The 5,083-nt window shown below is 70.1% G+C and carries 4 protein-coding genes; 1 reads left to right on the top strand and 3 read right to left on the bottom strand.

Going from position 1 to position 5,083, the window contains the following annotated elements; translation table 11 throughout:
• Positions 1-499: 499 nt before the first annotated feature.
• The 3 genes from A3IC_RS0112200 to A3IC_RS0112185 form a co-directional block, all read right to left on the bottom strand.
• A complete protein-coding gene (locus tag A3IC_RS0112200; RefSeq protein ID WP_020550334.1) occupies positions 500-2,434 on the bottom strand; it encodes a phosphocholine-specific phospholipase C in 1,935 nt (644 codons plus the stop codon).
• A gap of 271 nt (positions 2,435-2,705) precedes the next feature.
• Positions 2,706-3,344, bottom strand: a complete 639-nt coding sequence (locus A3IC_RS0112190; protein WP_079026397.1) for a septum formation family protein — start codon at positions 3,342-3,344, stop codon at positions 2,706-2,708.
• 118 nt (positions 3,345-3,462) lie between these two features.
• On the bottom strand, positions 3,463-4,062 hold the full coding sequence (locus A3IC_RS0112185; RefSeq protein WP_020550331.1) for a CGNR zinc finger domain-containing protein: 600 nt from the start codon (positions 4,060-4,062) through the stop codon (positions 3,463-3,465).
• 432 nt (positions 4,063-4,494) lie between these two features.
• Here A3IC_RS0112185 and A3IC_RS0112180 point away from each other — a divergent pair, with 432 nt between their 5' ends.
• Positions 4,495-5,013, top strand: a complete 519-nt coding sequence (locus A3IC_RS0112180) for a GtrA domain-containing protein (RefSeq protein WP_020550330.1) — start codon at positions 4,495-4,497, stop codon at positions 5,011-5,013.
• Positions 5,014-5,083 lie beyond the last annotated feature (70 nt).

Genomic DNA, 5,083 nt, shown 5'->3' with positions numbered 1-5,083 from the left:
AACTTGGACTTCGTGGCCCGGAGCGAAGCGGAGGGACACGAAGTCCCGAGCGAGGGGCCGCCTTTTTCTCGGAGGAGCGAAGCGGGGGAGAGAAAAAGGCGGTGCCTCGCGAGCCGGCGACGAAGTCGCCCAACAAGCAGCAACGTTGCGCTCGCGACTCCGGCCACCCGTGCCCGCCGCGCTCGCGGCTTGGGTTGCCCGTGCCCGCCGCGCTTGCGACTCCGGCCACCGCCGACTCGCCGCGCTCGCGCTCTGGGTTGCCCGCGCCCGCTGCGCTCGCGACTCAGCCCATCCCCGACTCGTTGCGCTCGCGACCCCGGCCGCCCGCGCCCGCTACGCCCCCGACCCGAGCCACTCAAGCCGGCCACACTCGCGACTCCGGCCACCCCCGCCGCCCACCCTCCGGCGCGTCAGCGCCCCCGACCCACCCCCACCCAAGTGATCGACGCGCGAAGCGCGGAGAGCGGCGGAGCCGCAGAGCCGGCGCCGAAGGCGCCCATCAATAACAGCGCCCGGCGAAGCGGCGGGTGAAGGTGTCTTGGGTGTCGGCGGTGACGGTGATGTCGTAGTGGCCGGTCGCATCGGCGGGTGTGGTGGTGTGGGTGTCGGCGCCGGGTTGCACGAGGATGGTTCGGGGTGCGCCGGTGCCCTGGATCGTGAAGGTGACGGGTGCGCCGCCGGAGTTGGTGAGGGTGATGTCGAGGATGCGGCCCGGGAGCTCGACGGCGGTTGCCTCCGGGTGACCCTTGGTCGGGTCGGTCCAGGTGCGGACGTCGCCCTTGAAGCCGCGCAGGTAGCCGTCCGGGCCGTGCGCGTCGATGTCGTACGGGCCGCCGCTGACACTCTGTGCACTGAAGAAGTCCTCGACCACGCCGCCGACCGGCACGGTGTACTGCCACGCACCGAACTTGCGGTGGTTGACCGTATAAATCGAGAAGCCCGCCCCCAGCCGACCGGTGTTCCGGATCCGGATCCACAGCAGCCCCTTGTCGACCTCGGTACGCGAGGACGTGGCGAAGCCGTAGCCGATCGGCAGCGCCGGCCTCTCGCCGCTCTCCTGGACCGGTTGCCGCTGGACGATGGGCGGGATCAGTGGCGGCAACCTCCGCTTCTGCCGGGCGAGTTCGTCCAGCAACGCACGGGTGTCGGGCAGCGACGGGAACGAGACGTCCTTGTCCGTGAAGGTGAACGCGCTCATCAGGTCCCCGCATATGGTGCGCCGCCACGCGGAGATGTTCTCCTCGCGCACCCCGGTCCAGTTCTCCAGGAAGCGCAGTACGGAGGTGTGGTCGAAGACCTCCGAGCACACCCGGCCGCCGCGACTCCACGGCGAGATGACGATCATCGGCACGCGCGGGCCGAGCCCGATCGGGGCGCCGGAGATGTACTCGTCGGGCGTGCCGGGCGGGGCGGTGGGCGGCACGACGTGGTCGTAGAAGCCGTCGTTCTCGTCGTAGTTGAGCAGGACCACCGTCTTGGCCCACACTTCCGGGTGCGCCGCGAGTGCGTCGAGTACGTAGGTCGCCGTGAAGTGCGCGCCCTTGGCCGGTGGGTAGTTCGGGTGTTCGGACTCCTCGGTGGGCGCCACGATCCAGCTCACCGCCGGCAGCGCGCCGGCTGCCACGTCGTCGGCGAACGCCTTGGGGCCGCGCCGTGCCATGCCGTTCACGTACAGCGGCGAACTCTGCGGCGCGGTGCGGAAGGTGTCGAACCAGGCGAGTGCGTTGTCGTCGTAGTTGTCCTCCTGCTGGTAGACCCGCCAGGAGACGCCGGCGGCCTGGAGGCGCTCCGGGTAGGTGGTCCAGCGGAAGCCCGGTTCGCTGTTGTCCACGACCGGACCGCCGGCGCGGCCCGCCGGGTCGACGGTGCCGGTCCACAGGTAGAGGCGGTTCGGGTTGGTGGAGGCCATCGCGGACGAGAAGTACTGGTCGCACACGGTGAACGCGTCGGCGAGGGCGAACTGGTACGGGATGTCGTTGCGTTGGTAATGGCCCATGGTCAGCCACGACTTGGCCGGGATCCAGTTGCTGTACTGGCCGTTGGCCCACGCGCTGTGCCCGCCGCCCCACGAGTGGTCCAGGCCGGGTACCTGCTGGGCGTTGCTCGTCGCGGTGTCCAGGTGCCAGGGCAGCAGTGTGGTCCCGCCGCCCAGGCCGAGCAACCGCTGGTGCAGTACGTCGCCGCCGCCGGCGAAGCGGACCAACGAGCGGTCGCCGTAGCCGCGTACGCCGCGCAGCGTGCCGAAGTAGTGGTCGAACGAACGGTTTTCCTGCATCAGGATCACCACGTGCTCGACATCGTCCAGCGTGCCGGGCGTCCCGGCGGTCGCGGCGACGGCTTCCGCGACGGCGGGCGAGAGACCCGAGGCGACGGCGAGCCCGGCGCCGGACGCGGCGGCGGCGCCGAGAAAGCCACGGCGGGAGAGGGGAGACATGCGGACGGACCTCCAGGACGAGTCGACAGTCGAACCGGCCGAACCGGCCGAACCGGCCGAACCGGCCGAACCGGCCGAACCGGCCGAACCAGGCGAACCGGCCGAGTCGAGCAGGTCGAGCACGGATTGAGCACAGTCGAGTACAGACTGCGCCCATCCTGACGGTCCGTCAGCTGCCAGCGGGAGACCCTGGGGTTAACCGAGGGGTAACTTTCTGGCGGCATGCGCTCTGTCGCAGCCCTCGCGCTGCGCCCGCCCGCGCCTGCCTCCTCTACTTCAGCGGAGCCGTGAGCTGCGTGTGGTCCAGGCGCTTGAGGAGGCAGCTCAGGTCGCGGTCGTTCTCGTTGATCCAGCTGCCGGCGGTGGGATGCAGGGTGAGCTTGGAGAGCGGGAGGTTGCTGTTGCGTTCGGCGGCACCGGTGACCAGCTCGGTGCACTTCTTGCCGATGTCCTCCTTGAAGGTCATGCTCGTCGGCGACATGTTCGACGGGAGCGTGAACTGACCGACCACCTCGGCGTCGTGCGGCGATGTACAGGCGACGGTGACGATGTCCTCGCCCTTCTCGTTGATGCAGTCGCCCTTGTTCAGCTTGACCATCCTGACCCGTCCGGTGCTCTTCGTCGCGGTCCCGGACGGGGTGGTGGCACCGCCGCCCTCCGTGGTCTTGCCCGCCGACGGGTCGACCTTCGCCGGCAGGGTCGGCGCCGGCGGCATGGTGATCAGCGGCGGCTTGGATTCGGTGGCGTTCCCCTTGTCGTTCTTCTTCTTGTCGTCGTCCTTGCCGAGGCAGCCGGTGAGCAGCGTCGAGGCGACCAGCACGGCCACCGCGGCGGCGGACGAGCGGGCAACCGCCCGACGACGGCCCGGGTGCGGGGTAGGGGACGCACCGGAGATCCGGGAAACGCGCATGGGGAACCGAAGCCTCTCGCCGGGAATCGCCCAGAGTCCTTCGGAGGCGTTCGTTCCGGTCTTCAGAGGGTTCCTTATTTCTGGCCTTTGCCCCGTAACCCCTACATCCGGGGCACGTTCACGTCACGGGTGCGTTCTTCGTCCGCTGGTAGTGCCTGGCCACCCGGGCGCGGTTGCCGCAGCCCGCTGAGCACCATTCGCGGCGCGGGTTGTTCTTGACGAAGTGCAGGACGCATCCCGGGCCGTGACAGGGCTTCAGTTCGGCCCGGTCGGGACCGGTGACCAGGTCGATCGTCGCGCTCGCCAACTCGGCCAGCACCGCAGTGATCGGCGCGGCCTCGGTGCGCGTGCTCGCGGTCGGCCAGGTCAGCTCGCGCCAGTGCGGGGCCGCGCGGGTGTACGCGTTGAGCCGGGTCGGCACGTCGGCAGCCGGCGCGGTGTCCGTCATCGCAGCCCGCAGCAGCGCGGCGATGCACTCGCGCAGGTCGTGCGCCGCTGCCAGGTCAGCCGTGTCCACTGCGAGCAGCGCGGCTTCGGAGAGCGGGCCGGCCAGGCGCGGCGCGATGTCGCGCAGCCAGGCGGCCAGATGCTCCGGCTCGGCCAGGCCCTCGTGCGGTACGCCCCGCACGGCATAGCGGGTGTTGGCCAGCTCCACCGGAAGCGGCTCGCCGAGCAGGGGTGCGCCGCCGGAGTCGAGGTCCGCGATTCGTGTGCTCACGGAGCTAATGCTACCGGGTCGTTTTATGCATGTGAATTGGCGCGCCCAGTGGCGTCCCGACGGCGGGGGGTGGCCGGGGGTGGCCTCCCGGTGGGCATGTGGTGATTGTCGCTGTTTGTGAGTGGCGTGGCACGCTCGGTGCAGTGTGACGGGGTAGACATCGATGCTTGGAAGGGGGAGCGGGAGGGTCGCGCGGGAGGCGTGGTGGATGGAAGTGCGGGATTTATGGGTTGGTTTCGGATGTTTTGTCGGTGCTGTTTCGCTGTGCCGGCCGAGGTGGCGTTCGCAGTGAGCGGGTGGGTGAGGGGCGGGTAAGGGGTGGGGCCAGCCCTACCCCGAGAGGGAAGTGGGCACCATGGGGAATGTGTTGCGCGATCCCTAGGTTTGAACCAGACGGGCCGACAGGGCTCGCAGGGGGCCGAGGAGAGTCACGTGAACAACCGCAGCCGGGTCGCAGAGCAGGACACCAACCAGCCGTCGACGCCCGGTACGGTCGCCTCCTTCGCTCGCTTCGTGGTCTTCGGTGGCGGTACGGGGCTGGCCTCCAGCGCCGCGCTCGTCGCGCTCTCCGGGCACCTGTCGATCGCCGTCGCCAACGCGATCGTCACCGTGGCCGGCACCATCCTGGCCACCGAGCTGCACAGCCGGTTCGCCTTCCGGGCGGGCCGCGCCAACCTCAAGGCGCACTTCCAGGCGGGCGGTTCGGCGGCTGTCGCCTACCTGTTCACCACGGCGGCGATGCTCGGCCTGCACGCGGTCCAGGCCGCACCGAGCATCATGGTCGAGCAGGGCACCTACCTGGCGGCCTCGGGCGTCGCCGGACTGGCCCGGTTCGTCTTCCTGCGGCTGGCGGTGTTCGCCGGGTCCAAGGCCGCGGTCGGGTCGGCTGCGACCGTCACCGCTACCCGCGTTCGTGTGCTTGGCCGGGATGCGGTGGTCGCTGCTGCGTGAATTGGGGGTTGGGGGTGGGTCTGCCTTGCGACTTGGGGGAGTCGTGGGGTGGGCCCTTTTTGGGGTGGGG

Origin of the sequence: Embleya scabrispora DSM 41855, from assembly GCF_000372745.1 — a bacterium.
In the GTDB taxonomy this organism is placed as follows: domain Bacteria; phylum Actinomycetota; class Actinomycetes; order Streptomycetales; family Streptomycetaceae; genus Embleya; species Embleya scabrispora.
Note: the sequence above shows the minus strand (reverse complement) of the source record. Positions and strands in the feature narration are given on the sequence as shown.

Excerpts from the sequence above, each read along its gene's own strand:
- A3IC_RS0112190 (WP_079026397.1), bottom strand. The coding sequence starts at position 3,344 with ATGCGCGTTTCCCGGATCTCCGGTGCGTCCCCTACCCCGCACCCGGGC.
- A3IC_RS0112200 (WP_020550334.1), bottom strand. The coding sequence starts at position 2,434 with ATGTCTCCCCTCTCCCGCCGTGGCTTTCTCGGCGCCGCCGCCGCGTCC.